23 protein-coding genes and 2 pseudogenes are annotated in these 24,243 nt (G+C 60.7%); 14 read left to right on the forward strand and 11 right to left on the reverse strand.

Going from position 1 to position 24,243, the window contains the following annotated elements; all coding sequences use genetic code 11:
• Positions 1–23: 23 nt before the first annotated feature.
• The 8 genes from mreB to tldD all read left to right on the forward strand — a co-directional run bounded on the left by mreB (position 24) and on the right by tldD (position 11,230).
• Positions 24–1,061: a rod shape-determining protein MreB gene (mreB, locus tag NIBR502773_RS19910; protein WP_002555108.1), complete on the forward strand. Its 1,038-nt coding sequence runs from the start codon at positions 24–26 to the stop codon at positions 1,059–1,061.
• 168 nt (positions 1,062–1,229) lie between these two features.
• On the forward strand, positions 1,230–2,318 hold the full coding sequence (mreC, locus tag NIBR502773_RS19915; protein WP_257228021.1) for a rod shape-determining protein MreC: 1,089 nt from the start codon (positions 1,230–1,232) through the stop codon (positions 2,316–2,318).
• A complete protein-coding gene (gene mreD, locus NIBR502773_RS19920; RefSeq protein WP_027604826.1) occupies positions 2,318–2,806 on the forward strand; it encodes a rod shape-determining protein MreD in 489 nt (162 codons plus the stop codon). The genes mreC and mreD overlap by 1 nt, the downstream gene beginning before the upstream one ends.
• Before the next feature lie 51 nt (positions 2,807–2,857).
• Positions 2,858–3,454, forward strand: coding sequence for a nucleoside triphosphate pyrophosphatase (locus NIBR502773_RS19925; RefSeq protein WP_115486637.1), 597 nt, complete (start codon positions 2,858–2,860; stop codon positions 3,452–3,454).
• A gap of 70 nt (positions 3,455–3,524) precedes the next feature.
• Entirely contained in the window at positions 3,525–4,982 is a 1,458-nt protein-coding gene (gene rng / locus NIBR502773_RS19930; RefSeq protein ID WP_010213134.1) for a ribonuclease G, read from the forward strand.
• A gap of 76 nt (positions 4,983–5,058) precedes the next feature.
• Positions 5,059–8,874, forward strand: coding sequence for a YhdP family protein (locus NIBR502773_RS19935; RefSeq protein ID WP_141156752.1), 3,816 nt, complete (start codon positions 5,059–5,061; stop codon positions 8,872–8,874).
• 48 nt (positions 8,875–8,922) lie between these two features.
• Complete coding sequence (locus tag NIBR502773_RS19940) at positions 8,923–9,771, forward strand: carbon-nitrogen hydrolase family protein (protein ID WP_141156753.1); 849 nt, start codon at positions 8,923–8,925, stop codon at positions 9,769–9,771.
• Between the two features lie 16 nt (positions 9,772–9,787).
• The gene (gene tldD, locus NIBR502773_RS19945; RefSeq protein ID WP_027604822.1) at positions 9,788–11,230 is read left to right on the forward strand and encodes a metalloprotease TldD; all 1,443 of its coding nucleotides are present in this window, start codon (positions 9,788–9,790) and stop codon (positions 11,228–11,230) included.
• A gap of 45 nt (positions 11,231–11,275) precedes the next feature.
• Here tldD and yjgA read toward each other — a convergent pair whose 3' ends face one another.
• Positions 11,276–11,797, reverse strand: coding sequence for a ribosome biogenesis factor YjgA (yjgA, locus tag NIBR502773_RS19950; protein ID WP_017138246.1), 522 nt, complete (start codon positions 11,795–11,797; stop codon positions 11,276–11,278).
• 108 nt (positions 11,798–11,905) lie between these two features.
• On the opposite strand from yjgA, the gene pmbA reads away from it, so the two are divergent.
• From pmbA to NIBR502773_RS19980, 6 genes are all read left to right on the forward strand, one after another.
• Complete coding sequence (pmbA, locus tag NIBR502773_RS19955) at positions 11,906–13,252, forward strand: metalloprotease PmbA (RefSeq protein WP_141156754.1); 1,347 nt, start codon at positions 11,906–11,908, stop codon at positions 13,250–13,252.
• Between the two features lie 147 nt (positions 13,253–13,399).
• Positions 13,400–13,795, forward strand: a complete 396-nt coding sequence (locus tag NIBR502773_RS19960) for a hypothetical protein (protein ID WP_027604820.1) — start codon at positions 13,400–13,402, stop codon at positions 13,793–13,795.
• Positions 13,788–15,164 (forward strand): lyase family protein, encoded by a 1,377-nt coding sequence (locus NIBR502773_RS19965; RefSeq protein ID WP_141156755.1) that lies wholly within the window; start codon positions 13,788–13,790, stop codon positions 15,162–15,164. The genes NIBR502773_RS19960 and NIBR502773_RS19965 overlap by 8 nt, the downstream gene beginning before the upstream one ends.
• Positions 15,165–15,191: 27 nt before the next feature.
• Positions 15,192–15,620, forward strand: coding sequence for a hypothetical protein (locus NIBR502773_RS19970; protein ID WP_027604818.1), 429 nt, complete (start codon positions 15,192–15,194; stop codon positions 15,618–15,620).
• 1 nt (position 15,621) lies between these two features.
• Positions 15,622–16,233 carry a superoxide dismutase gene (locus NIBR502773_RS19975; RefSeq protein ID WP_141156756.1) on the forward strand — a complete coding sequence of 204 codons (612 nt, stop codon included), beginning with the start codon at positions 15,622–15,624 and terminating at the stop codon, positions 16,231–16,233.
• Positions 16,234–16,266: 33 nt separating this feature from the next.
• Positions 16,267–17,160, forward strand: a complete 894-nt coding sequence (locus NIBR502773_RS19980) for a ZIP family metal transporter (RefSeq protein ID WP_141156757.1) — start codon at positions 16,267–16,269, stop codon at positions 17,158–17,160.
• A gap of 37 nt (positions 17,161–17,197) precedes the next feature.
• On the opposite strand, the gene NIBR502773_RS19985 is transcribed toward NIBR502773_RS19980, so the two are convergent.
• The 10 genes and pseudogenes from NIBR502773_RS19985 to NIBR502773_RS20030 form a co-directional block, all read right to left on the reverse strand.
• Positions 17,198–17,470, reverse strand: coding sequence for an HPr family phosphocarrier protein (locus NIBR502773_RS19985; protein WP_027604815.1), 273 nt, complete (start codon positions 17,468–17,470; stop codon positions 17,198–17,200).
• Between the two features lie 16 nt (positions 17,471–17,486).
• Complete coding sequence (rapZ, locus tag NIBR502773_RS19990; protein ID WP_027604814.1) at positions 17,487–18,344, reverse strand: RNase adapter RapZ; 858 nt, start codon at positions 18,342–18,344, stop codon at positions 17,487–17,489.
• Positions 18,345–18,346: 2 nt separating this feature from the next.
• Positions 18,347–18,810: pseudogene (gene ptsN, locus NIBR502773_RS19995) on the reverse strand (PTS IIA-like nitrogen regulatory protein PtsN).
• 10 nt (positions 18,811–18,820) lie between these two features.
• On the reverse strand, positions 18,821–19,126 hold the full coding sequence (gene hpf, locus NIBR502773_RS20000) for a ribosome hibernation-promoting factor, HPF/YfiA family (protein ID WP_003171804.1): 306 nt from the start codon (positions 19,124–19,126) through the stop codon (positions 18,821–18,823).
• Positions 19,127–19,201: 75 nt separating this feature from the next.
• The gene (locus NIBR502773_RS20005; RefSeq protein WP_065924292.1) at positions 19,202–20,695 is read right to left on the reverse strand and encodes an RNA polymerase factor sigma-54; all 1,494 of its coding nucleotides are present in this window, start codon (positions 20,693–20,695) and stop codon (positions 19,202–19,204) included.
• Between the two features lie 197 nt (positions 20,696–20,892).
• Positions 20,893–21,618 carry an LPS export ABC transporter ATP-binding protein gene (gene lptB, locus NIBR502773_RS20010; RefSeq protein ID WP_016974288.1) on the reverse strand — a complete coding sequence of 242 codons (726 nt, stop codon included), beginning with the start codon at positions 21,616–21,618 and terminating at the stop codon, positions 20,893–20,895.
• Positions 21,618–22,151, reverse strand: a complete 534-nt coding sequence (lptA, locus tag NIBR502773_RS20015) for a lipopolysaccharide transport periplasmic protein LptA (protein WP_027604809.1) — start codon at positions 22,149–22,151, stop codon at positions 21,618–21,620. Before lptA ends, lptB begins: the two co-directional genes overlap by 1 nt.
• Positions 22,138–22,710 (reverse strand): LPS export ABC transporter periplasmic protein LptC, encoded by a 573-nt coding sequence (lptC, locus tag NIBR502773_RS20020; RefSeq protein ID WP_065938531.1) that lies wholly within the window; start codon positions 22,708–22,710, stop codon positions 22,138–22,140. The genes lptA and lptC overlap by 14 nt, the downstream gene beginning before the upstream one ends.
• Positions 22,711–22,718: 8 nt before the next feature.
• Positions 22,719–23,243, reverse strand: coding sequence for an HAD family hydrolase (locus tag NIBR502773_RS20025; protein ID WP_027604807.1), 525 nt, complete (start codon positions 23,241–23,243; stop codon positions 22,719–22,721).
• Positions 23,244–24,217 (reverse strand): annotated as a pseudogene (locus tag NIBR502773_RS20030) (KpsF/GutQ family sugar-phosphate isomerase).
• Positions 24,218–24,243 lie beyond the last annotated feature (26 nt).

Consider the following 24,243-nt stretch of genomic DNA (forward strand, 5'->3'; position numbering starts at 1 on the left):
GCGTTGCCTAGGGTCCTTTCCCCATGTTCAAGAAACTGCGTGGCATGTTTTCCAGCGATCTTTCCATTGACCTGGGCACTGCCAACACCCTTATTTACGTGCGCGAGCGCGGTATCGTTCTGAATGAGCCATCGGTTGTGGCCATTCGGACCCATGGTAATCAGAAAAGTGTCGTTGCCGTCGGCACCGAGGCCAAGCGCATGCTCGGCCGAACACCAGGCAATATTGCTGCCATTCGTCCGATGAAAGACGGCGTGATCGCCGACTTCAGCGTCTGCGAAAAGATGCTGCAGTACTTCATCAACAAGGTTCACGAAAACAGCTTCCTGCAGCCCAGCCCTCGTGTGTTGATCTGCGTTCCGTGCAAGTCCACCCAGGTGGAGCGTCGTGCCATCCGTGAATCGGCCCTTGGCGCCGGTGCTCGCGAAGTGTTCCTGATCGAAGAGCCGATGGCTGCTGCGATCGGTGCCGGCCTGCCGGTTGAAGAAGCGCGCGGTTCGATGGTGGTGGATATCGGTGGTGGTACCACTGAAATCGCCCTGATTTCCCTGAACGGTGTGGTGTATGCCGAATCCGTACGTGTAGGCGGCGACCGTTTTGACGAAGCGATCATCACTTATGTACGTCGCAACTACGGCAGCCTGATCGGCGAGTCCACCGCCGAGCGCATCAAGCAGGAAATCGGTACCGCTTACCCGGGCGGCGAAGTTCGCGAAGTCGACGTTCGCGGTCGCAACCTGGCCGAAGGCGTTCCACGTGCCTTCACCCTGAACTCCAATGAAGTGCTGGAAGCTCTGCAAGAGTCCCTGGCCACCATCGTTCAGGCTGTGAAGAGCGCCCTGGAGCAATCGCCGCCGGAGCTGGCTTCCGACATCGCCGAGCGAGGCCTGGTGCTGACCGGTGGTGGCGCCCTGTTGCGCGACCTCGACAAGCTGCTGGCCCAGGAAACCGGCCTGCCGGTGATCGTCGCCGAAGATCCGCTGACCTGCGTTGCCCGTGGCGGTGGTCGTGCACTGGAAATGATGGATAAACACACCATGGACCTGCTCTCCAGCGAATAAGACCGTTGGTTGCACCATGTTTCGCCCGCAGGCAGCACTTTGCAGTGCTGCCTGTTGGCGTTTATCTTCTTCAATCTGCATCCAGGCCGGTTAGATGCCGTATGAATAAAGAGAACATTTGCCTGGGAGGAGCGGCCTATTAAACCGCTTTTCGCCAAAGGCCCCTCATTGGGCGTGCGCTTATTGGTGCTGGTCGTGCTTTCGGTCGCATTGATGGTGGTCGATGCCCGCTTTGCGCTGCTCAAGCCGGTGCGTAGCCAAATGTCGCTGGTGTTGATGCAGACCTACTGGATCACCGACCTGCCGCAACGTCTCTACCAGGGCGTGGCCAGCCAATTTGGCAGCCGCACCGAGCTGGTTGCCGAGAACGAAAAACTCAAGACCGAAAACCTGCTGTTGCAGGGGCGCATGCAAAAGCTGGCGGCCCTCACCGAGCAGAACGTTCGGCTGCGCGAGTTGCTTAACTCTTCCGCGCTGGTCAACGAAAAGGTCGAAGTGGCCGAGTTGATCGGCATGGACCCCAACCCCTTTACCCATCGCATCATCATCAACAAGGGTGAGCGCGACGGCGTGGTGCTTGGTCAGCCGGTACTCGATGCCCGTGGCCTGATGGGCCAGGTAGTCGAGTTGATGCCCTACACCTCGCGGGTCCTGCTGCTGACGGACACCACCCACAGCATTCCGGTGCAGGTCAACCGTAACGGCCTGCGCGCGATTGCCAGCGGTACCGGTAACCCTGAGCGCCTGGAATTGCGTCACGTCGCGGATACGGCCGACATCAAGGAAGGCGATCTGCTGGTCAGCTCCGGCCTGGGCCAGCGGTTCCCGGCAGGCTATCCTGTGGCAACGGTCAAGGAAGTGATCCACGATTCCGGCCAGCCCTTCGCCATTGTGCGTGCCGTGCCCACTGCCGCCCTGAACCGCAGCCGCTACCTGTTGCTGGTGTTCAGCGACAATCGGACTCCGGAAGAGCGCGCCAACGACGCCGCCCAGGCCCAGGAAGCGGAAGACAAGAAGAACGGCACTGCGCCGATCATTCCCGCGACCGTGCCCAAGCCTGCCTCGGCTACCCCCGTTGTACCGGCGGCAACGCCCGCAGTTGCTGCGCCTGTGGCCACGCCGGTCAAGCCAGCGGCCCATAGCGCGCGCGCGGTGAAACCGACAGCGAAACCGCCGGCCACCACGCCTGCCACTACGACGCCCGCTGCGAAGCCTCCAGTCGCAGCCCCGGCCACCACACGGCAGAGGGAGGAATAATGGCCGGTACTCATTCGAGCAATGGCTGGATCGTCTGGCTGACATTCGCCATCGGCTTGCTGCTCAGCGTTTCGCCGCTGCCGCAGTTCATGGAGATCCTGCGTCCGCTGTGGCTGGCATTGCTGCTGGCATTCTGGTCGCTGAACCTGCCCCATAAAGTGGGCATGGTCACGGCGATGTTCCTGGGCTTGGCGGAAGATGTGCTGTATGGCACCTTGCTGGGCCAGAACGCGTTGATCCTGACCCTGATTACCTTCCTGGTGCTGTCGTTGCAGCAGCGCCTGCGCATGTTCCCGATGTGGCAGCAATGCCTGGTGATCCTGGTGATCTTCGGCCTGGCGCAGTTGGTACAGTTGTGGCTCAGTGCCCTGACCGGCAACCGCCAGCCAACCCTGGCGCTGGTGTTGCCGGCCCTGGTCAGTGCGCTGCTGTGGCCGTGGATCAGCTTCGGCCTGCGTGGGTTACGTCGTCGCTATAAAATCAATTGAATGGATTGCGAGGCTCTGCCTGGTTATCGAACCCCACAGGGAGAGTCTGCAATGAATTCGCTATATCTGGCCTCGGGCTCCCCGAGGCGGCGTGAACTGCTGACCCAGATCGGTGTGCCTTTCACCGTGGTCAGCGCCGCCATTGATGAAACCCCTCTTACAAACGAAACCCCTGTTTCCTACGTCGAGCGTCTCGCTCGCGGTAAGGCCGCAGCGGGTTTTGCTGCGCTCGGGCAAAGCTCGGCCGCCTGCGTCCTGGGCGCCGATACCGCAGTGATCGTGGACGGCAAGATCCTCGGCAAGCCCGTAGACCAAGCCGATGCGTTGGCGATGTTAATGGCACTGGCGGGGCGTGAACATGAAGTTCTGACTGCGATTGCCCTGACTGACGGCCAGCGCTGTGAAACCCAATGTGTAAGCAGTCGTGTACTTTTTCGTGGGATTTCTGTCGAGGAGGCTACAAGCTACTGGCACAGCGGCGAACCCCAGGACAAGGCGGGCGGCTATGCTATCCAAGGGCTTGGCTCGGTGTTTGTGGCCGGGCTCAATGGCAGTTATTCCGCCGTGGTAGGCCTGCCGGTGTGCGAAACCGCGCAACTGCTTGCCCAATTCGGCATACCCTGTTGGCAAAACCTTACCGCGCGCTGAGCACGTGACTCCAGCGCCCAGCCTTAAGCGACCGGTCACTATTGTGAAAACGCCTGAACGAGACCCAGCCATGAGTGAAGAGATTCTGATCAATATCACGCCGATGGAATCGCGCGTGGCGGTGGTAGAGAACGGTGTTCTGCAAGAAGTGCATGTCGAGCGCACCCAGAAACGCGGGATCGTCGGCAATATCTACAAGGGCAAGGTGGTGCGGGTGTTGCCGGGGATGCAGGCGGCATTTGTCGATATCGGCCTGGACCGTGCGGCATTTATCCACGCCTCGGAGATCTCCCTGCGCGAAGGGCCGGCGGTGGAAAGCATCAGCGCCTTGGTGCACGAAGGGCAGAGCCTGGTGGTGCAAGTCACCAAGGACCCCATCGGCTCCAAGGGCGCGCGGCTGACGACTCAGCTGTCGATTCCGTCGCGCTACCTGGTTTACATGCCGCGCACCGCCCATGTCGGCATTTCCCTGAAGATTGAAGACGAAGCCGAGCGCGAGCGCCTGAAAAAGGTGGTCAGCGACTGCGTGGCCGCCGAAGGTATCAAGGAAGCGGGCGGCTTTATCCTGCGCACCGCCGCCGAGGGCGCCGGCGCTGACGAAATCCTCATGGACATTCGCTATCTGCGGCGCCTGTGGGACCAGATCGGCGCACAGATCAAGACCATCGGCGCGCCGAGTGTGATCTACGAAGACCTGGGTCTGGCCCTGCGCACATTGCGCGACCTGGTCAGCCCCAAGATCGAGAAAATTCGCATCGACTCGCGGGAAACCTTCCAGCGCACCACGCAATTTGTTGCCGAGCTGATGCCGGAAATTGCCGATCGCCTGGAGCATTACCCTGGCGAACGGCCGATCTTCGACCTGTATGGCGTCGAGGACGAAATCCAGAAAGCCCTGGAGCGCAAGGTGCCGCTCAAGTCCGGTGGCTACCTTGTGGTGGACCCGGCGGAAGCGATGACCACCATCGACGTCAACACCGGCGCGTTCGTAGGCCATCGCAACCTTGAAGAGACCATCTTCAAGACCAATCTCGAAGCGGCCACGGCGATTGCTCGTCAACTACGCCTGCGTAACCTGGGCGGCATCATCATCATCGACTTCATCGACATGGAAGATGAAGAGCACCAGCGCCAGGTGCTGCGCACCCTCGAAAAACAGCTGGAGCGCGATCACGCCAAGACCAATATCATCGGCATCACCGAGCTGGGCCTGGTGCAGATGACCCGCAAGCGCACCCGCGAGAGCCTGGAGCAGGTGCTGTGCGAGCCCTGCAGCAGTTGCCAGGGCCGCGGTAAGTTGAAGACTCCGGAAACGGTTTGCTACGAGATTTTCCGGGAAATCCTCCGAGAGGCACGGGCCTACCAGGCCGAAGGTTATAGAGTGCTCGCCAACCAGAAAGTGGTCGACCGCTTGCTGGATGAAGAATCCGGTAACGTGGCTGAATTGGAGGGGTTTATCGGGCGTACGATTCGCTTCCAGGTCGAAACCATGTATTCCCAGGAACAATATGACGTGGTGCTGCTCTGATCCCCATTCGCTTTCTTTTTACGCGACTCGCAGACTTTGATCTGCAGTCCGACTACTGCCTTGAGGGTCGCCTGACATGGAGCGTCTGACACGCTTTTTTGCCGCTTTGACCCGTTGGGGCCTTGGGCTGTGCGCCTTGCTGCTGGTGTTGGCGGCGGTGTACGTGAGCCTGGGGCGTGAATTGACCCCGCTGGTGGCCGAATACCGCGCGGAAATCGAAGCCAAGGCCCAGGCTGCGGTGGACATGCCTGTGCACATCGGCAGCCTTGAAGGCCGCTGGAGCGGTTTTGCGCCCGTGTTGCTGGCCCACGACGTAATGGTCGGCGAGGGCAGCAGTGCCTTGCGCCTGGATCAGGTCGAAGTGGTGCCGGACATGTGGGCCAGCCTGATGGCGCGCGAAGTGCGTATTGCGCACCTGGAAGTCAGTGGCCTGCAACTGAGCGCCAAGGAAGACAAGGACGGCCATTGGGCGCTGCAAGGCTTGCCGATACAGGACGACCAGCCGCTGGACCCGGAGCAATTGCTCAAGCGCATGCAGATGGTCAAGCGCGTATCGCTGCTCGACAGCCAGGTCACCCTGCAACCGTTCGACCAGGCGCCGCTGACCCTCACGTATGTGGGCTTGAGCCTGCACACGGGCGTCACCCGCCAGCGCCTGGACGCCCGCCTTACCTTGCCCGACGGCCAGCCCCTGGCCCTGAGCCTGCGCAGCCGCATTCGCGCGAGCCAGTGGAAGGACGCTGAAGTCGAGGCCTACCTGAGCCTGCCGCAGAGCGACTGGGCCAAGTGGATCCCCGCCAGGCTGACCCAGCAGTGGAAACTCACGCAGTTCAAGGCCGGCGGTGAGTTCTGGCTGAACTGGGGTAAAGGCACGGTGCAAAGTGCGGTCGTGCGCCTCAACTCGCCGCAGGTGAAGGGCAGCTACGCCGAACGCAAGCCGGTCCATATCGAAAACCTTGCACTCACGGCCTATCTGCAACGCAGTGATACCGGCTTGAAGGTGTTGTTCGACTCCCTGGCGATGAACCTGGGCGAGACCCGATGGGAATCGCGCCTGCAATTGCAGCAGACCCTGGCGACCGACACGGCCCTGGAAGCCTGGAAGCTGCAGGCTGACCGCCTTGACCTGACCCCCATCACACCGTTGCTCAACGCCCTGGCGCCGCTGCCGGAAGGCGTCGCCAAGACCGTCGAGCACCTGAAGGCCACTGGCCTGTTGCGCAATGTACTGGTGGATTTCCGTCCTCAAGACACCACCGATCAAAAAGTCAGCTTTGCCGCCAACCTGGAGCGGGTCGGGTTTGACGCCTACTTCGGTGCGCCGGCCGCACGCAATGTTTCCGGCAGCATCAGCGGCGACCTGGGCCAGGGCGAGTTGCGCATGGACAGCAAGGATTTTTCCCTGCACCTCGATCCGATCTTCGCCAAGCCCTGGCAATACCTCCAGGCCAATGCACGCCTGACGTGGAAGCTGGATAAACAAGGCTTCACCCTGATCGCCCCGTATATCAAGGTGCTGGGGGAAGAGGGCAAGATCGCCGCCGATTTCCTGATTCGCCTGCATTTCGACCATAGCCAGGAAGACTATATGGACCTGCGGGTCGGTATGGTCGATGGCGATGGACGCTTTACCCCTAAATACCTGCCGGCCGTGCTGAGTCCCGCGTTGGATGAGTGGCTGCGCACGGCAATTCTCAAGGGCGCGGTGGAGCAGGGGTTCTTCCAGTACCAAGGCTCGCTGAACCACGATGCGTTGCCCGCCGCGCGCAATATCAGCCTGTTCTTCAAGGTGCATGACGCCGAACTGGCGTTCCAGCCGGGTTGGCCCCATGTGAACAAGGTCAATGGCGAAGTGTTTGTCGAAGAGACGGGCGTACGCATCCTGGCCAGCAAGGGGCAGTTGCTCGACACCAAGGTCAAGGACGTCTACGTCAATATTCCCCACGCACCGTCCGGCAAGGAAAGCCATCTGCTGCTTACCGGTGGTTTTGCCGGTGGCCTGGGCGATGGGCTGAAGATTCTCCAGGAAGCGCCAATCGGCACGGCCTCCACCTTCGCCGGCTGGAAAGGCGAAGGAGACCTGCAGGGCTCGCTGGATCTGGACGTTCCGCTGGTCAAGGGCATCGAGCCCAGGATCGTGGTGGATTTCCAGACTGACAAGGCACGCCTGCAGTTGGCGGAACCGCCCCTGGACCTGACGCAGCTCAAGGGCAATTTCCGCTTCGACAGCGCCAAGGGCTTGAGCGGCGAAAAAATTACCGCCCAGGCATTTGACCGGCCGATCACCGCGCAGATCTTTGCCGATGGCAAGCCGGGCAATATCAGCACCCGTGTCGCCGCCAAGGGGCAGGTGACGGTCAAGCGTCTGACGGATTGGTTGAAAGTCAGTCAGCCGTTGCCGGTGTCCGGCGATATTTCGTATCAGTTGCAGCTCAATCTGGACGGTGCCGACAGTCAACTGATGGTCAGCTCCAACCTCAAGGGCGTTGTGGTGGATTTGCCGGCGCCGTTCGGCATGCCGGCCAGCCAGGGGCGTGACAGCGTATTCCGCATGACCTTGCAGGGGGCTGAGCGCCGCTATTGGTTTGATTACGGTGAGTTGGCCAACTTCACCTTTGCCGCGCCGCCGGACAAACTCAATGACGGCCGTGGCGAGTTGTTCCTCGGCGATGGTGATGCCGTGCTGCCAGGCGCCAAGGGTTTGCGCATCCGTGGCGTACTCTCGGAGCTGGATATTGACCCGTGGAAAAAACTGGTGAACCAGTATGCTGGCAATGACCCGGGTGGCAGTGCCAAGCAGCTGCTGAGCGGTGCCGAATTCAAGATTGGCAAGCTCACTGGCCTGGGCACGCAGTTCGATCAGGTCAACCTGCAGCTGGATCGCAAGCCCGCTGCCTGGGGTTTACGCTTTGACAGCCAGCAAGCCAAGGGGGCCGTGAACCTGCCGGATGCCAAGGGCGCGCCGATTGCGGTCAACCTGCAATACGTGAAGCTGCCGGCGGTGGACCCGACGGTACAGGCTGATGAAAACGCACCGGACCCGTTGGCCAGTATCGATCCCAAGGATATTCCGGCGTTGGATATCGCCATTGACCAGCTGTTCCAGGGGCCGGACCTGATTGGCGCCTGGTCACTCAAGATCCGGCCAACGGTCAAAGGCCTGGCCTTCAATACGCTGGACCTGGGCCTCAAGGGCATGCAACTCAAGGGCGCCGGCGGATGGGAAGGTGTTCCGGGTGGCAGCAGCAGTTGGTACAAGGGGCGCCTGGACGGCAAGAATATCGCCGATGTACTCAAAGGCTGGGGCTATGCGCCCACGGTCACCAGCGAGGATTTCCACCTGGATGTGGATGGGCGTTGGCCGGGTTCGCCGGCCTGGGTCGGGCCTAAACGTTTCTCCGGCAGCCTGGATGCGACGTTCCGTAAAGGTCAGTTTGTCGAGGTGGAAGGTGGTGCCCAGGCGCTGCGGGTGTTCGGCCTGCTCAACTTCAACTCCATCGGGCGCCGCCTGCGCCTGGACTTCTCCGACCTGCTGGGCAAAGGCTTGAGTTATGACCGGGTCAAGGGTCAATTGGTCGCCAGCAATGGCGTGTTCGTGACGCGCGAGCCGATCACCATGACCGGCCCGTCGAGCAACCTGGAGCTCAACGGCACCCTGGACCTGGTGGCTGACCGTGTCGATGCGAAGTTGCTGGTGACGTTGCCGGTGACCAACAACCTGCCGATTGCCGCGCTGATCGTGGGCGCGCCGGCGATTGGTGGCGCACTGTTCCTGATCGACAAGCTGATCGGTGACCGTGTTTCGCGTTTCGCCAGCGTGCAATACAAGGTGGAAGGCCCATGGAAGGATCCAAAAATCACCTTCGACAAGCCCTTTGAAAAACCAAACTGAGAGCCTGTGGAGTAGCATGGCCCCATGCCTTTTACGGAGTATCGGCCCATGTCCTTTGCAGTAATCCAAATGGTCAGTCAGAGCGATGTGCTGGCCAACCTGGTCCAGGCCCGGCGCTTGTTGGAACAAGCGGCGGCCGGCGGTGCGAAGCTGGCGGTGCTGCCGGAAAACTTTGCCGCCATGGGCCGCCGCGACGTGGCGGATATCGGCCGCGCCGAGGCGCTGGGTGAAGGTCCGATCCTGCCATGGTTGAAACAGACCGCCCGCGACCTCACCTTATGGATAGTGGCTGGCACACTGCCGTTGCCGCCCAAGGATCAACCGCACGCCAAATCCAATGCCTGCTCGCTGCTGATCGATGATCGCGGCGAAGTCGTCGCCCGTTACGACAAGCTGCATTTGTTTGATGTGGACGTGGCGGACGCCCGGGGTCGCTATCGGGAGTCCGATGACTATGCTTTCGGGAGCAACGTGGTGGTGGCGGATACGCCGGTCGGCCGTTTGGGCCTGACGGTGTGCTACGACTTGCGCTTCCCCGAGCTGTACAGCGAGCTGCGCGCGGCGGGGGCTGAATTGATTACCGCGCCCTCGGCCTTTACCGCCGTGACCGGTGCCGCCCACTGGGATGTGCTGATTCGTGCACGGGCCATCGAAACCCAGTGTTACCTGCTGGCCGCCGCCCAGGGCGGTGTGCATCCAGGGCCACGGGAAACCTATGGTCGCGCGGCGATCGTCGACCCATGGGGTCGCGTGCTGACCCAACAGGATCAAGGTGAAGCAGTGTTGCTGGCCGAACGCGATAGCAGTGAACAGGCGTCGATACGGGCGCGCATGCCGGTGGTCAACCATCGGCGCTTTTTCTCGCAGGGCGCCCAGCGGCCTGCTTCAGAACGATGAATTTAAGGCCAAACCTATGAGCGAGTTGTTGTCCTCAGTCAGTGAACACCTCCTGGCACCCGGTGGCGTGACCATCGAAAGTTTGCAAACCGTGCTCGGCGATCTGGCCGGGCCAGGCATCGATGCCGCCGACCTGTATTTCCAGGGGCAGATCTCCGAGTCCTGGGCCCTGGAAGATGGCATCGTCAAGGAAGGCAGTTTCAATCTTGACCAAGGTGTAGGCGTTCGTGCGCAATCCGGGGAAAAGACCGGTTTTGCCTACAGTAACGCGATCACCCTGGAGGCGTTGGGCCTGGCCGCACGTGCCGCGCGTTCGATCTCCCGTGCCGGTCAACATGGCACGGTACAGGCGTTCAGTACCCAGGACGTGGCGCAGTTGTATGCGCCGGACAACCCCCTGGAAGTGATCAGCCGCGCGGAAAAGGTCGAGTTGCTCAAGCGTATCGATGCGGCCACCCGCGCCCTGGACCCGCGTATCCAGCAGGTCTCCGTGAGCATGGCCGGTGTGTGGGAACGCATCCTGGTGGCGTCCACCGACGGGGGGCTGGCGGCGGACGTACGGCCGCTGGTGCGTTTCAATGTCAGCGTGATCGTCGAGCAGAACGGCCGCCGCGAGCGTGGCGGCCACGGCGGCGGCGGGCGTACCGACTACCGTTACTTCCTCACCGACGACCGTGCCATGGGCTATGCCCGTGAGGCTCTGCGCCAGGCGTTGGTGAACCTGGAAGCCATTCCTGCGCCGGCCGGCACGTTGCCGGTGGTGTTGGGCCCGGGCTGGTCCGGCGTATTGCTGCACGAGGCCGTGGGCCATGGCCTGGAAGGCGATTTCAACCGCAAAGGCAGTTCCGCCTACAGCGGGCGCATGGGCGAGATGGTTGCGTCCAAGCTCTGCACCATTGTCGATGATGGCACCCTGGCCGGTCGCCGCGGCTCGCTGAGCGTCGATGATGAAGGCACGCCAACCGAATGCACCACCTTGATTGAAAACGGTGTGCTCAAGGGCTACATGCAGGACAAGCTCAATGCTCGCCTGATGGGCGTTGCGCGCACCGGTAACGGCCGTCGCGAATCTTATGCGCACCTGCCGATGCCCCGCATGACCAACACCTACATGCTCGGTGGCGAAAGCGACCCGGCGGAGATCATCGCCTCGGTGAAACGCGGTATCTACTGCGCCAACCTCGGCGGCGGCCAGGTGGATATCACCAGCGGCAAGTTCGTGTTCTCCACCAGCGAGGCATACCTGATCGAAGACGGCAGGATTACCGCGCCGGTCAAAGGGGCAACGTTGATTGGCAATGGCCCTGAAGCCATGAGTAAGGTGTCGATGGTCGGCAACGACCTGGCCCTGGACAGTGGTGTGGGCATGTGCGGGAAGGATGGGCAGTCGGTGCCGGTAGGTGTCGGCCAGCCAACGCTGAAAATTGACGCGATCACCGTGGGTGGCACGGGGTCGTAAGGGGTGGAGCTTCGGGTGGCGAAGATCGCCACCCGGGGAAGGGCCTCAACGCAGGCCGCGTTGAGTCTCGTCCAGCTCACGGATGTATTTGAAGATTTTACGGCTGGTGGCCGGCGCCTTGTTATGCGCCTGCTCGTGCTGGGCCTGACGGATCAGGGAGCGCAGTTGCTGGCGGTCCGCGTCCGGGTAGTCCAGCACGAATTTCTCCAGCACCGCGTCATCGCCCGAGATCAGGCGGTCACGCCAACGTTCCAGGTTGTGGAAACGTTCGTTGTACTGGCGAGTGGAGGCATCGGTTTGATCAAGCAAGGCGAGAATGGCGTCAGTGTCCTGATCGCGCATCAGCTTGCCGATAAACATGATGTGCCGTTTACGCGCGATATTCGCGGTGTGCTTGGGTGCGTCCGCAAGCGCCCGGCGCATCTCGTCGGTCAGTGGCAGTTTTGCAATCAAGTCTTTCTTGAGCGTTGTAAGGCGCTCGCCCAGGTCAACCAGAGCATGCAGCTCACGTTTGACCTGGGTTTTGCTTTTCTCCCCATCGAGGGAGTCGTCGTAAGAATCAACCATGGTGGCAGTCCGCAAAGAAACGCCGCCATGATAACCAGTCGGGGGCCGCTTGTCCGGCCCGGTCGCTCGATGGCCTTAGCCGAAAGCAGAATTTGAGTGGAGAAAACCATGAGTGCAGCCCAAAGCGTCGGTCCGCAAGCGTTACCGGCCCTGCAGGAACAAGTCGAGCAGATCCTTGCCGAGGCCAAGCGCCAGGGGGCCAGTGCCTGTGAAGTGGCGGTGTCGCTGGAGCAGGGGTTGTCGACGTCGGTACGTCAACGGGAAGTGGAAACCGTCGAATTCAACCGTGACCAGGGCTTTGGCATCACCTTGTATGTGGGGCAGCGCAAAGGTTCGGCCAGTACGTCGGCCAGCGGCCCGGAGGCCATACGCGAAACGGTTGCCGCCGCGTTGGCGATTGCCCAGCACACCTCTGAGGATGAAAGCTCGGGCTTGGCCGATAAGGCGCTGATGGCCAAGGACTTGAAGGATTTCGATTTGTTCCATGCCTGGGACATCACGCCCGAGCGGGCCATCGAGCTGGCGCTGACCTGCGAAGCGGCGGCGTTCGATGCCGATACCCGCATCAAGAACGCTGATGGCACCACGTTGAACACGCATCAGGGCTGTCGTGTCTACGGCAACAGCCACGGGTTTATCGGCGGGTATGCGTCCACGCGCCATAGTCTGAGCTGCGTGATGATCGCCGAGGCCAATGGCCAGATGCAGCGTGATTACTGGTACGACGTAAGTCGTCAGGGTGAATTGCTCGCAGACCCGGTCAGCATTGGTCAGCGTGCCGCACAACGTGCCGCGAGCCGCCTGGGCGCGCGCCCGGTGCCGACCTGTGAAGTGCCTGTACTGTTTTCGGCGGAGCTGGCAGGCGGTTTGTTCGGCAGTTTCCTGAGTGCCATTTCCGGCGGCAACCTGTATCGCAAGTCGTCGTTCCTTGAAGGGGCGATCGGCCAGACGTTGTTTCCCGAGTGGCTGACCATCGATGAGCGTCCGCACTTGATGCGGGCCATGGGCAGTGCGGCGTTCGATGGGGACGGTTTGGCCACGTATGCCAAGCCGTTCGTCGAAAACGGTGAGCTGGTGTCTTACGTGCTCGGCACTTACTCAGGCCGCAAACTCGGCCTGCCAAGCACTGCCAACGCCGGTGGCGTGCATAACCTGTTCGTGACCCATGGCGACGAAGACCAGGCGGCGCTGTTGCGTCGCATGGGGCGTGGCCTGCTGGTAACCGAATTGATGGGCCATGGCCTGAACATGGTCACTGGGGATTATTCCCGTGGTGCGGCGGGTTTCTGGGTGGAAAACGGTGAGATTCAGTTCGCCGTCCAGGAAGTGACCATCGCCGGCAATATGCGCGATATGTTCAAGCAGATCGTTGCTGTGGGAAATGACCTGGAACTGCGCAGCAATATTCGCACAGGCTCGGTGCTGATCGAGCGGATGACCGTCGCAGGCAGCTAATCCCGCTACAGCGGCACAAAAAGGCGCGCCCTCTTACGGAGGGCGCGCCTTTTTTGTGGGCGTGTTTCAGGGGGATTGAGGTGCCGCTCTTGTTTTGATTCTCAATATCATTTAATAATAAATATCATTACCGGATGAGTGTGGATCATGAGTTCTGTCCTGCATGAGGATCCTTACCTGGAAAGCTGGCGCTGGATGAGTCGCCAGATTCGCTGTGGTCTGGATCCCAATGAGCCTCGCCTGATCGAACATTACCTCAACGAGGGCCGATACCTGGCGTGTTGCACCGCGACCCATCCGTGGACCATCGCTGAAACCTCATTCCGCCTGCTGATCGACACCGCCAGCGATATTGCACTGCCGTGGCATTGGCGATCCCTGTGTCTGGACCAAGCCTGGCGCCCACTGCGCGACCTGGAAAAACTCTCTCACTGTGCCTGCCGCCTCAAGCGCTGGCAGACCTTTGCCTGGCAATTGGCGACCTGCGAATTGCTTCCCTCCATTTCCGTTTCTGACCTGGTGCAAGGATCTTCCGATGAGTAACACCCGTATCGAACGCGACAGCATGGGCGAACTGCAAGTCCCCGCCGAGGCCTTGTACGGTGCGCAGACCCAGCGCGCGGTGAACAACTTTCCGATAAGCCACCAACGTATGCCGGCGCAATTCATTCGCGCACTGATCCTGGCCAAGGCGGCGGCTGCCAAGGTCAACGTCGACCTCAAGCAGATCAGCGAAGGGCAGGGCAAAGCCATCGTCGATGCCGCCCAAGGCTTGCTCGAAGGCGATTACATGCGGCACTTCCCGGTGGATATCTTCCAGACCGGTTCCGGCACCAGTTCGAATATGAATGCCAACGAAGTGATTGCGACGCTCGCCAGCCGCTTGCTCGGCGAAGCGGTCAATCCTAACGATCATGTGAACTGCGGCCAAAGCAGCAATGACATCATTCCGACCACCATCCATGTCAGTGCTGCGCTGGTGCTGCACGAGCAAACGCTGCCGGCCCTGCTGCACCTGGTGCAGGTGATCGAGCAGAAAGCCGAAGAGGTTCACCCATTCATCAAGACCGGCCGCACGCACCTGATGGACGCCATGCCCGTGCGCATGAGCCAGGTCCTCAATGGCTGGGCGCAGCAACTCAAGGCCAATATCGGTCACCTGCAGGATTTATTGCCGGCCCTGCAGGCTCTGGCCCAGGGCGGTACGGCGGTGGGCACCGGGATCAACGCACATCCGGAGTTTTCGGCGCGTTTCAGCCAGCAACTGAGCAGCCTGGCCGGCGTGAAATTCACCCCCGGCAAGAACCTGTTCGCGCTGATCGGCTCCCAGGACACTGCTGTCGCCGTCTCCGGCCAGTTGAAAGCCACCGCCGTGTCGCTGATGAAAATCGCCAATGACCTGCGCTGGATGAACTCCGGCCCGCTGGCCGGCCTGGGCGAAATCGAACTGGAGGGCCTGCAGCCTGGCTCCTCGATCATGCCAGGCAAGGTCAACCCGGTGATCCCGGAGGCCACGGCCATGGTGGCTGCGCAAGTCATCGGCAATGACACGGTGATCACCGTCGCTGGCCAATCCGGCAACTTCGAGCTGAATGTGATGCTGCCGATCATTGCCCAGAACCTGCTCAGCAGCCTCGAATTGCTGGCCAATTCCAGCCGTCTGCTGGCAGACAAGGCCATCGCCAGCTTCAAGGTCAACGAAGCCAAGCTCAAGGAAGCGCTGTCGCGCAACCCGATCCTGGTCACCGCACTCAACCCGATCATTGGTTACCAAAAGGCCGCTGAGATTGCCAAGAAGGCCTATCAGCAGGGCCGTCCGGTGATTGAGGTGGCCCTTGAGCACACCGACCTGCCCCGTAGCCAACTGGAAGTCCTGCTGGATCCGGAAAAGCTCACGGCTGGCGGCGTGTAATCACCGACCCTGCTTTGGAGGCTCACCATGGAGCACTGGAAACGCACGATCGAACGGGCCAATCGCTGCTTTATGCAGGGCGAATTGGTTGACGCTCGCGAGGCCTATCTGCAAGCCCTGGCCCTGGCTCAAGTGTTGTTCGAGCGCTGGGCGAATGCCGACGAAGCAGTGGCGGCTTGCGTCATTTCCCATCACAACCTGGCGGATTTGCACCTGCGCCTGAATCAGCCCGAGGAAAGCGCCGAATACCTCTGCGCCATTCACCAGCGCTTGCTCCAGGCCATGCAGGACGTGCGCCTTAGCCCGCAGCTGCGGGAAGCGGCGCTGCGCCAGAGCAGCAAGACTTACGTCGAACTGTTGAACTTCATCAGCGATCACGGTGAGTACCCGCGCACCCATCGCTTGCTGGGCGGTACTGCGGTGCAGCCGACCCCGTCTCAATACGGAGCACATTGATATGACCTACACCTTGCCAGCCTTGCCCTATGCCTACGATGCCCTGGAACCGCATATCGATGCGCAAACCATGGAGATTCACTACACCAAGCACCACCAGACCTACATCAATAACCTCAATGCTGCGGTCGAGGGCACCGAATTTGCGGGCTGGCCGGTGGAAAAACTGGTGTCCAGTGTGCAGCAGCTGCCGGAAAAACTGCGTGCGGCCGTCATCAACCAAGGCGGCGGCCATGCCAACCACTCGCTGTTCTGGGCGGTGATGTCGCCTAAAGGCGGCGGCAAGCCCGACGGCGCGTTGGGAAAAGCCGTTGAAGAGCAACTTGGCGGTTTCGACAGTTTCAAGGAGGCTTTCACCAAAGCCGCCTTGACCCGTTTCGGCAGCGGCTGGGCGTGGTTGAGTATCACGCCGCAAAAGACGCTGATAGTGGAAAGCAGCGGCAACCAGGACAGCCCGTTGATGAATGGCAACACGCCGATCCTCGGCCTGGACGTCTGGGAGCATGCTTACTACCTGCGCTACCAGAACCGTCGGCCTGAATACATCAACGCCTTCTACAGTGTTATCAACTGGCCGGAAGTCGCCGCACGCTATCAGGCCGCGTTGGCCTGACATTCACTTCCATAACAAGATCTAAGGCCGACTATGGGCACTGAAACACTGGCGATCAGCAGCGTGCGAATGTTTCGTTATGCGTTTGGCTCGCTGTTGCTGTTGGCAGGTACTGCATTGCTGGTGGCCCACGGGCTGGCCTGGCTGGATCTGGCACCGCGCATCATGCGCGCCTTGCAGGGCGGGGCGATTTGCGCGCTTGGCACGGCGCTCGGGGCGGTTCCGGTCTTGGTGATTCGGCGGATGCCGGTGGCGTTGAGCGATACCTTGTTGGGCTTCGGTGCCGGTGTGATGCTGGCGGCGACCGCGTTTTCGCTGGTCGTGCCGGGAATTGCTGCGGCCGAAGCCCTTGGTCTTTCGCCCTGGGGTGCAGGTGGGCTGATCAGCTTCGGCATCATGCTGGGCGCATTCGGTTTGTATCTCGTGGACCGCAAGGTATCCGGCGCCAGTCCGGAGATGTTGGTGGGCACGCCGGATAAACCGGTGATTCCACCGCGTATCTGGCTGTTCGTGTTTGCCATCATCGCCCACAACATCCCCGAAGGCATGGCCGTTGGCGTCTCAGCCGGCGGCGGCATGTCGGATGCCGACAGCTTGGCCATGGGCATTGCTTTGCAGGATGTGCCCGAAGGCCTGGTCATTGCGCTGGTATTGGCTGGGGCAGGGATGTCGCGGGTCAGGGCATTCCTGATTGGCGCTGCCTCAGGCTTGGTGGAGCCAGTGTTCGCCGTGCTTTGCGCCTGGCTGGTGACCCTGGCTGAGGTGCTGTTGCCCTTGGGCCTGGCGCTGGCCGCTGGTGCGATGTTGTTGGTGGTCACCCACGAAGTGATCCCGGAGTCGCGCCGCAACGGTCACGAAAAGCTCGCCAGCTTGGGGTTGTGTATGGGGTTCTGCTTGATGATGGTGATGGATACCGCCTTGGGGTGAGGCCTCTTGCTTCACACCCGCCTCAACGGGGGAGGGGTTACTCACCCTCATCAAAGAAGTTGTTGATCAGCGCCACCAGGGCGTCCATGGCTTCCTGCTCTTGCTCGCCCTCGGTGCTCAAATGAATCTTGGTGCCTTTGCCGGCTGCCAACATCATCATCGCCATGATGCTTTTGCCATCGACCATGCTCTCAGGTGTACGCCCGGCGCGGATCTGGCAAGGGAACTGCCCGGCAATACCGACGAATTTGGCCGAGGCGCGGGCATGCAGACCCAGCTTGTTGATGATTTCAATTTCCAGAGCGGGCATCGCGGGGGTGTTCCTTTCAGCTAAGGTCGCGGTGGCGAACCTGGACGTTCTTGAGGGTTTGTTGCAGCACCTGGCCCAGGCGCTCGGTCAGGTAGACGGAGCGGTGGTGGCCGCCGGTGCAGCCGATGGCAATGGTGACATAGGCTCGGTTGCTCGCGGCAAAGCGCGGCAACCATTTGAGCAGGTAGCTGGAAATGTCCTGGAACATCTCCTCCACATCCGGTTGCGCGGCCAGGTAATCGGCCACTGGCTGATCCAGCCCCGACTGGTCACGCAGTTCCGGCTTCCAATAAGGATTGGGCAGGCAGCGCACGTCGAACACCAGGTCGGCATCCACCGGCATGCCACGCTTGAAGCCAAAGGACTCGACCAGGAATGCCGTGCCGGGCTCCGGCTGGTTCAGCAGGCGTAGCTTGATGGCATCGCGCAACTGGTACAGGTTGAGGCTGGTGGTGTTGATCTTGAGGTCAGCGAGGTCAATGATCGGCCCGAGCAGCTTGGTTTCATCCTCGATGGCTTCGGCCAGGGAGCGGTGCGGGCTGCTGAGGGGGTGACGTCGGCGGGTCTCTGAGAAGCGCTTGAGCAGGGTTTCTTCGTCGGCGTCCAGATACAGCACATCGCAGTGAATGTGCTTGGCGCGCACCTCTTCGAGCAATTCCGGAAAGCGCGTGAGGTGGCTCGGCAGGTTGCGGGCGTCAATCGAAACGGCGACCAAGGGCTGGGCCAATTCGGTATGGATCAGTGCCCGTTCCGCCAATTCCGGGAGCAGGCCGGCGGGCAGGTTGTCGATGCAATAGAAGCCGTTGTCCTCAAGGACGTTGAGGGCGGTACTTTTACCCGAGCCGGAGCGGCCGCTGACGATGATCAAACGCATGATTACTGCCCGTTTTGTTCATCCAGGACAACTTGATACAGCGCCTCGTTGCTACTGGCACTGCGCAGTTTGTCGCGTACTTCCTTGCGGTCGAGCATGCTTGCGATCTGCCGAAGCAGTTCCAGGTGTGCATCGGTGGCGGCCTGTGGGACCAGCAGAACAAACAGCAGGTCTACCGGGGCGCCGTCGATCGCGTCGAAATCGATAGGTGCGTCCAGGTGCAGCAGGGCGCTGACGGGGGTCTCGCAGCCTTTGAGGCGGCAGTGGGGAATGGCGATGCCGTTGCCAAAACCGGTGGAGCCGAGTTTTTCACGGGCAATCAGAGCCTCAAAGACATCTTGCATCTCCAGCTCAGGCACTTGGCTGCTGATCAGGTTGGCAATTTGTTCGAGGGCTTTCTTCTTGCTGCCGCCCGGCACGTTCACGAGGGAACGGCCGGGGTCAGGATGGTTTCAAGTCGGATCATGGGGGGAGAGTTAACGACCTGTACCTTGCATCAGGTGCAGATTCTTTTCCTTATGCTTTATGAGTTGGCGGTCCAGCTTGTCGTAGAGCGAGTCGATCGCCGCGTACATGTCTTCATGTTCCGCATTGGCAACGAGCTTGGCATTCGGCACGTGCAGGGTGGCCTCGATTTTCTGCTTGAGCTTGTCGACCTCCATGATGACCTGCACGTTGGTGATCTTGTCAAAGTGCCCCGCAAGCTTGTTCAGCTTGCTCTCGGTGTACTCGCGCAGGGGCTTGGTAACTTCCAGTTGGTGTCCACTGATGTTGACTTGCATACAGCTTCTCCTTCGTTGCCAGTGCATAAAGCGGCGGGTAGGAATACCCGCCACTGGAACGCTGTGGCCCGCCCGTCACATCAAACGCTTACGCTCGCTGGAAGGCGCGATCCCTAAGGACTCGCGGTACTTGGCGACGGTTCGACGGGCGACCTGAATGCCTTGTGCCTCCAGTAAACCAGCGATCTTGCTGTCACTCAACGGCTTTTTCTGATTTTCCGCAGCAACCAGTTTTTTGATGATTGCGCGGATCGCCGTGGACGAGCATTCGCCGCCTTCGGATGTGCTGACATGGCTGGAGAAAAAGTATTTCAGCTCATATATGCCCCGTGGGGTATGCATGAATTTTTGTGTGGTCACCCGGGAAATCGTCGATTCGTGCATGCCCACCGCTTCTGCGATGTCGTGCAGGACCAGCGGTTTCATCGCCTCGTCACCATATTCCAGGAAGCCGCGCTGATGCTCGACGATCTGGGTGGCCACTTTCATCAGGGTTTCGTTGCGGCTTTGCAGGCTCTTGATGAACCAGCGCGCTTCCTGCAACTGGTTTCGCATAAAGGTGTTATCGGCGCTGGTGTCGGCACGGCGCACAAAACCGGCATATTGCGGGTTGACCCGCAGGCGCGGCACCGACTCCTGGTTCAGTTCCACCAACCAGCGCTCGTTGTCCTTGCGCACGATCACGTCGGGAACGACGTATTCGGCTTCACTGGACTCGATCTGCGAGCCTGGACGCGGGTTGAGGCTTTGCACCAGCTCGATGACCTGGCGCAGGTCGTCTTCCTTGAGCTTCATGCGCCGCATCAACTGGCTGTAGTCGCGGCTGCCCAGCAGGTCGATGTAGTCGGTGACCAGGCGCTGGGCCTCTGCGAGCCATGGGGTCTTGGCGGGCAGCTGGCGCAGTTGCAGCAGCAGGCATTCGCTCAGGGTGCGCGCACCGATGCCGGCGGGCTCGAACTGTTGGATGCGGTGCAGGACCGCTTCGATTTCGTCCAGCTCGATGTCCAGTTCCGGGTCGAAGGCCTCGAGAATCTCTTCGAGCGTCTCGTCCAGGTAACCCTGGTTATTGATGCAGTCGATCAGGGTCACGGCGATCAGGCGATCGGTGTCCGACATCGGCGCGAGGTTCAGTTGCCACAGCAGATGGCTCTGCAGGCTCTCGCCGGCGGAAGTACGGGTGGTGAAGTCCCACTCGTCATCGTCATTGCTGGGCAGGCTGCTGGCGCTGGTCTGGTAGACGTCCTCCCAGGCGGTGTCTACCGGGAGTTCGTTGGGAATGCGTTCGTTCCAATCGCCTTCCTCAAGGTTATCCACCGTGGGGGCGGTTTCCTGGTAGGAGGGTTCCTGTACGTCGGAATTGGGTTTTTGCTCGATGTTGTCGGCCAATGGGTCTGCATTATCGAAGTCGTCGCCTTCTTCCTGGCGTTCGAGCATCGGATTGGACTCCAGGGCCTCCTGGATTTCCTGTTGCAGGTCCAGGGTCGACAATTGGAGCAGGCGGATGGCCTGTTGCAGCTGCGGTGTCATCGTCAGCTGCTGGCCCATTCTCAGGACTAGCGATGGTTTCATGGCAGGGGCTTAACACCTTATTCGCCGGCGCAATGCGCCATCCACGACAGGGCGCGTGAGCGCCAAACATAAGCAAATTATATGCCTGATATCGGGGGCTTTGCCTAGAGCGCGGTAACAATAAAAATCCGGAGGTTTTCATTGACTCCCGCGCATCGGGCAAACGACCTGCCACCGCCTTGTTGTTGCAGGCGGCCTTACAGGCGGAACTCGTGACCCAGGTACACTTCCTTGACCAGTTCGTTGGCCAGGATGGTGGCAGAGTCGCCTTCGGCGATCAGCTGGCCATCGTTGACGATATACGCGGTTTCGCAGATATCGAGGGTCTCACGCACGTTGTGGTCAGTGATCAGTACACCGATGCCCTTGGCCTTGAGGTGGTGGATGATCTGCTTGATGTCGCCGACCGAGATGGGGTCGACGCCGGCAAACGGTTCGTCCAGCAGGATGAACTTGGGGGCAGTGGCCAGGGCGCGGGCGATTTCCACGCGACGACGCTCACCACCGGACAGGCTCATGCCAAGGTTGTCGCGAATGTGGTTGATGTGGAATTCCTGCAGCAGGCTTTCCAGTTCTTTGCGGCGGCCGTCACGGTCGAGTTCCTTGCGGGTTTCAAGGATGGCCATGATGTTGTCGGATACTGACAGCTTGCGGAAGATCGACGCTTCCTGCGGAAGATAGCCAATACCGGCACGGGCGCGGCCGTGCATTGGCTGGTGGCTCACATCCAGGTCGTCGATCAATACGCGACCTTGGTCCGCCTGGACCAGGCCGACGATCATGTAGAAGCAGGTGGTCTTGCCGGCGCCGTTAGGGCCAAGCAAGCCGACGATCTGGCCGCTGTCGATCGACAGGCTGACGTCGCGCACGACCTGACGGCTTTTATAGGCCTTGGCCAGATGCTGGGCTTTCAGGGTTGCCATTACTCGGCCTTCTTCTTCGGCTGGATAACCATGTCGATGCGTGGGCGTGGCGCGGTGACCTTGCTGCCATTGGCACGACCGGCGTTGGCGATCTGCTTCACGGTGTCATAGGTGATCTTCTCGCCTTCCGTGGAGTTGCCATCGGGGCTGAGTACCTTGGCCTGGTCGATCAGCACGATGCGATTCTGCTGGGCGTGATACTGGATGGTCTTGCCGTAGCCCTTCATCGGGCCGGTGTCGGTAGCCGACTGCTTCTGTTCGAAGTAAGCCAGGTTGCCCACCGAAGTCACTACGTCGATATCGCCCGCCTGGGTGCGCGTCAGTGTCACCGTGTTGCCGGTGATCTTCATCGAACCCTGGGTGATGATCACGCCGCCGGTATAGGTGGCGACGCCTTGCTTGTCATCCAGTTGCGCATCGTCAGCCGAGATGTGGATCGGTTGCTGGCTATCGTTCGGCAGAGCCCAGGCGCTCACGCTTCCCAGTGCTGCGCCCAGACCGAGCAAAATAGGGAGAGTTTTAACGAGCCTCATACTGTCCTCTTACGTTCGATAGCAGGTGTATCCTGCTTTCTTTCAAATACGCTTTCATTCCCTTGCCAGTCGATACACCGCCAGCGCCGTCGATTCTAACGTCTTGCTCGGTCTGCGCATATTGCTTCTGTGGGAATACGGTCATGCGACTGCTGGTAATCACGGTGTCACGGTTTTTGGCGTCAGTGCGCGCAACGCGTACCGAGTCAATCAGTTCTACCTCGGTGCCGTCCGGGTTCACCTCGCCACGCTTGCTCGTGACATGCCATGGGAACTCGGTGCCGCGGTACAGGTTCAGGTCCGGGTTGGTCAGCAGGGTGACTTCGGTGGCCTTCAAATGCTCGACTTTGTCCGAGGTCATCTCGTACTGCACCTTGCCGTCGGGCAGGAACTGCACGCTGTAGGCATTGGTTGCGTAATAGTCGATAGCCCCTTCGTCAACCTGCGCAACAGGCTGGTCGAGGAAGCGCCCCGGGCTGATATTCCAGTAGCCCACCGCCAGAAACAGCGCGGCAATGACTCCGAATAGCAGGAAGTTGCGAATCTTTTTACTCAGCATAAAACGCTCTATAGGTAGGCGGCGTGGGCCGCTTCAAGACTGCCCTGGGCTCGCAGGATCAGTTCACAGAACTCGCGGGCGGCACCTTCGCCGCCACGGGCGGTGGTGACGCCATGGGCGTGCTCGCGAACAAACGTCGCCGCATTGGCGACGGCCATGCCCAGGCCCACTCGGCGAATGACCGGCAAGTCGGGCAGATCATCGCCCAGATAGGCAACCTGCTCATAGCTTAGGTTGAGTTGGCCAAGAAGCTCGTCCAGAACCACCAGTTTATCCTCGCGGCCCTGATACAGGTGAGGAATACCGAGGTTTTGTGCGCGGCGTTCCACAACGGGGGTTTTCCTGCCGCTGATAATCGCCGTTTGCACGCCCGAAGCCATCAGCATCTTGATGCCCTGGCCGTCGAGGGTATTGAACGTCTTGAATTCGCTGCCGTCTTCGAGAAAGTACAGGCGGCCATCGGTCAGCACGCCGTCAACGTCGAAAATCGCCAGTTTGATGTGTTTGCCGCGTTGCAACAGGTCGCTGGTCATTTACATCACTCCCGCACGCAGCAAGTCGTGCATGTTCAGGGCGCCAACCGGGTGGTCGTCGCTATCGACCACCACCAGTGCGCCGATCTTGTGGTCTTCCATGATCTTCAAAGCTTCGGCCGCCAGCATTTCAGGGCGTGCGGTCTTGCCATGGGGGTCATCACGGCGTCGATGGTCGCGGTGCGGATATCGATGGTGCGGTCCAGGGTGCGGCGCAGGTCGCCGTCAGTGAATACCCCGGCCAGGCGCCCGTCGGCTTCCAGGATCACGGTCATGCCCAGGCCTTTGCGGGTCATTTCCATCAGCGCGTCCTTCAGCAGGGTGCCGCGTTGGACGTGGGGCAATTCCTCGCCCGAATGCATGACATTTTCCACTTTCAGCAGCAGGCGACGGCCCAGGGCACCACCCGGGTGGGAAAACGCGAAGTCTTCAGCGGTGAATCCGCGGGCTTCCAGCAGCGCCACGGCCAGGGCGTCGCCCATGACCAGGGCGGCGGTGGTGGAGGAGGTCGGCGCCAGGTTCAGCGGGCAGGCCTCGTGGTCCACGTGAACATTCAGGTTCACATCGCCGGCCTTGGCCAGGGTTGATTCCGGGTTGCCGGTGACGCTGATCATCTTGATGCCCAGGCGCTTGATCAGCGGCAGCAGGGTCACGATTTCGTTGGTGGTGCCGGAGTTGGACAGCGCCAGGATGATGTCATCCTTGGTGATCATGCCCATGTCGCCGTGGCTGGCTTCGGCCGGATGCACGAAAAATGCGGTGGTCCCGGTGCTGGCCAGGGTGGCGGCGATCTTGTTGCCGACGTGGCCTGACTTGCCCATGCCGACCACGACAACACGGCCCTTGCTGGCCAGGATCATCTCGCAGGCGCGTACGAAATCTGCGTCGATATGGGCCAGCAAGCCTTCTACGGCTTCAACTTCGAGGCGGATGGTGCGTTGCGCGGATTGAATAAGGTCGCTGGATTGGCTCATGTCTGAAGTCGTATAGCCTGACGAAA

Source organism: Pseudomonas sp. NIBRBAC000502773 (genome assembly GCF_006517195.1).
GTDB lineage: Bacteria > Pseudomonadota > Gammaproteobacteria > Pseudomonadales > Pseudomonadaceae > Aquipseudomonas > Aquipseudomonas marginalis.

Bases quoted from the DNA above. Each gene is read 5' to 3' on its own strand.
- NIBR502773_RS19970 (WP_027604818.1), top strand. From the start codon at position 15,192: ATGGAGCACTGGAAACGCACGATCGAACGGGCCAATCGCTGCTTTATG.
- NIBR502773_RS19975 (WP_141156756.1), top strand. From the start codon at position 15,622: ATGACCTACACCTTGCCAGCCTTGCCCTATGCCTACGATGCCCTGGAA.
- tldD (WP_027604822.1), top strand. From the start codon at position 9,788: ATGAGCGAGTTGTTGTCCTCAGTCAGTGAACACCTCCTGGCACCCGGT.
- yjgA (WP_017138246.1), bottom strand. From the start codon at position 11,797: ATGGTTGATTCTTACGACGACTCCCTCGATGGGGAGAAAAGCAAAACC.
- NIBR502773_RS19935 (WP_141156752.1), top strand. From the start codon at position 5,059: ATGGAGCGTCTGACACGCTTTTTTGCCGCTTTGACCCGTTGGGGCCTT.
- mreD (WP_027604826.1), top strand. From the start codon at position 2,318: ATGGCCGGTACTCATTCGAGCAATGGCTGGATCGTCTGGCTGACATTC.
- NIBR502773_RS20025 (WP_027604807.1), bottom strand. From the start codon at position 23,243: ATGACCAGCGACCTGTTGCAACGCGGCAAACACATCAAACTGGCGATT.
- lptB (WP_016974288.1), bottom strand. From the start codon at position 21,618: ATGGCAACCCTGAAAGCCCAGCATCTGGCCAAGGCCTATAAAAGCCGT.
- NIBR502773_RS19980 (WP_141156757.1), top strand. From the start codon at position 16,267: ATGGGCACTGAAACACTGGCGATCAGCAGCGTGCGAATGTTTCGTTAT.
- hpf (WP_003171804.1), bottom strand. From the start codon at position 19,126: ATGCAAGTCAACATCAGTGGACACCAACTGGAAGTTACCAAGCCCCTG.
- NIBR502773_RS20005 (WP_065924292.1), bottom strand. From the start codon at position 20,695: ATGAAACCATCGCTAGTCCTGAGAATGGGCCAGCAGCTGACGATGACA.
- rng (WP_010213134.1), top strand. From the start codon at position 3,525: ATGAGTGAAGAGATTCTGATCAATATCACGCCGATGGAATCGCGCGTG.
- NIBR502773_RS19960 (WP_027604820.1), top strand. From the start codon at position 13,400: ATGAGTTCTGTCCTGCATGAGGATCCTTACCTGGAAAGCTGGCGCTGG.
- lptC (WP_065938531.1), bottom strand. From the start codon at position 22,710: ATGCTGAGTAAAAAGATTCGCAACTTCCTGCTATTCGGAGTCATTGCC.
- NIBR502773_RS19985 (WP_027604815.1), bottom strand. From the start codon at position 17,470: ATGCCCGCTCTGGAAATTGAAATCATCAACAAGCTGGGTCTGCATGCC.
- rapZ (WP_027604814.1), bottom strand. From the start codon at position 18,344: ATGCGTTTGATCATCGTCAGCGGCCGCTCCGGCTCGGGTAAAAGTACC.
- NIBR502773_RS19940 (WP_141156753.1), top strand. From the start codon at position 8,923: ATGTCCTTTGCAGTAATCCAAATGGTCAGTCAGAGCGATGTGCTGGCC.
- mreB (WP_002555108.1), top strand. From the start codon at position 24: ATGTTCAAGAAACTGCGTGGCATGTTTTCCAGCGATCTTTCCATTGAC.
- pmbA (WP_141156754.1), top strand. From the start codon at position 11,906: ATGAGTGCAGCCCAAAGCGTCGGTCCGCAAGCGTTACCGGCCCTGCAG.
- NIBR502773_RS19965 (WP_141156755.1), top strand. From the start codon at position 13,788: ATGAGTAACACCCGTATCGAACGCGACAGCATGGGCGAACTGCAAGTC.
- lptA (WP_027604809.1), bottom strand. From the start codon at position 22,151: ATGAGGCTCGTTAAAACTCTCCCTATTTTGCTCGGTCTGGGCGCAGCA.
- NIBR502773_RS19925 (WP_115486637.1), top strand. From the start codon at position 2,858: ATGAATTCGCTATATCTGGCCTCGGGCTCCCCGAGGCGGCGTGAACTG.